We start from the raw sequence: 1,626 nt of genomic DNA, 5'->3' as shown, positions 1-1,626 counted from the left end.
TGGACGCCGCGCCCCGTGCGCGGCCCGAGCCGCCCGTGCGGCCGGAGTTCGAAGGCCCGCTCGCGCCGCTCGAAGGCATTGCGCCCCAGCAGCCGCTGCCGCTGTTCGCCCGCGTTTGGCAGCAGCAGGCCGTGCGGCGGCTCGCCATCCTGGCGGTGCTGGCCGTGCTGTGGGAGCTGCTGGCGCGCTGGCAGGACAACGATCTGCTGCTGCCCACCTTCGTGCAGACCGCCCGGGCCCTGGCCGAAGGCCTGGCGTCGGGCGAGCTGCTGGCCAAGGCCGCGATCTCGCTGTCGGTGCTGCTCAAGGGCTACCTGGCCGGCATCGCGGGGGCCTTCGTGCTGACCACGCTGGCGGTCTCGACCCAGTTCGGGCGCGATCTGCTGTCCACGCTGACCGCCATGTTCAACCCGCTGCCCGCGATCGCGCTGCTGCCCCTGGCGCTGCTGTGGTTCGGCCTGGGGCAGGGCAGCCTGGTCTTCGTGCTGGTGCACTCGGTGCTGTGGCCGCTGTCGCTGGCCACCTACGCGGGCTTTCAGGGCGTGCCCGAGACCCTGCGCATGGCCGGGCGAAACTACGGCCTCACCGGCATCCGCTACGTGCTGCAGATCCTGGTGCCGGCAGCGCTGCCGTCCATCCTGTCGGGCCTGAAGATCGGCTGGGCCTTTGCCTGGCGCACGCTGATCGCCGCCGAGCTGGTCTTCGGCGCTTCGTCGGGCAAGGGGGGGCTGGGCTGGTACATCTTCCAGAACCGCAACGAGCTCTACACCGACAAGGTGTTTGCCGGCCTGGCGCTCGTGATCCTTATCGGGCTGCTGGTGGAGACGCTGGGCTTTCACACCCTGGAGCGACTGACGGTGCGCCGCTGGGGCGTGCAGCGCTGACTGAACGGCCCGCTGCACTGGGCGCGCGCGGGCGGGGGCCATGCCCCTGGGCTTTCAGGGCCCGGGCCGGCCGATCCGGGGCCGAAAAGCCGCAAGCCCTACACTTGCAGCCCATGTTTCGCTGGCTGATCGTCGTTTTTCTCGCGCTGGTGCTCATCAACGGCCTCACGCCGCTGCTGCAGCGCCTGGGGATGGGGCGTCTGCCGGGGGACTTCCGGTTCCGTCTGTTCGGTCGCGAGTGGTTCATTCCACTCACCAGCACGCTGCTGCTCAGCGCCTTGGCGAGCCTGATCGCCAAGTGGGTGTGAGGCCCGCGCGTCGCCTGTCACGGATTTTCCATCTGCCCTTGTCACACTGGGCGCGCCCGATGTCCCGGCCGCCCCTTTGAAAGTCGTTTTTCCCATGTTCCGCTCCATTGCCCGGCTGCTGCCGCTGCTCGCCTGCGCCATCGCGCCGTTTTCCGCCATGGCCCAGGGCCCGGCCAACACCTTGCAACGCATCCAGGAAACCCATTCCATCACCCTGGGCGTGCGCGAAGCGGCCTGGCCGTTTTCGTTCCTGGACGACAAGAAGGCCCCCGCGGGCTACTCCGTGGACCTGTGCCTGGCCGCGGTCGATGAGATCAAGCGCACGCTCAAGCTCAAGGAGCTGGACGTGAAATACAAGGTGGTGAGCGGCACGGAGCGCATCCCCAAGCTGGAAGCCGGCGAGATCGATCTCGAATGCGGCTCCACCACCAACA

Annotated in this window: 3 protein-coding genes; all 3 read left to right on the top strand. The window is 68.8% G+C overall.

Annotated features, from left to right (window positions below; translation table 11 throughout):
- Positions 1-35: 35 nt before the first annotated feature.
- Entirely contained in the window at positions 36-884 is an 849-nt protein-coding gene (locus AC27IQ_RS24090) for an ABC transporter permease (RefSeq protein WP_487091069.1), read from the top strand.
- A 113-nt stretch (positions 885-997) separates the two neighbouring features.
- Positions 998-1,192: a DUF2905 domain-containing protein gene (locus AC27IQ_RS24085; protein WP_272549218.1), complete on the top strand. Its 195-nt coding sequence runs from the start codon at positions 998-1,000 to the stop codon at positions 1,190-1,192.
- A gap of 94 nt (positions 1,193-1,286) precedes the next feature.
- Positions 1,287-1,626 (top strand): transporter substrate-binding domain-containing protein (locus AC27IQ_RS24080; RefSeq protein WP_487091068.1); only part of this gene is annotated, 340 nt, incomplete at its 3' end.

The organism is Acidovorax sp. KPB24-07, from assembly GCF_057543315.1.
The sequence above is the reverse complement of the archived record's forward strand: the minus strand, read 5'-3'. Positions and strand labels throughout refer to the sequence as shown.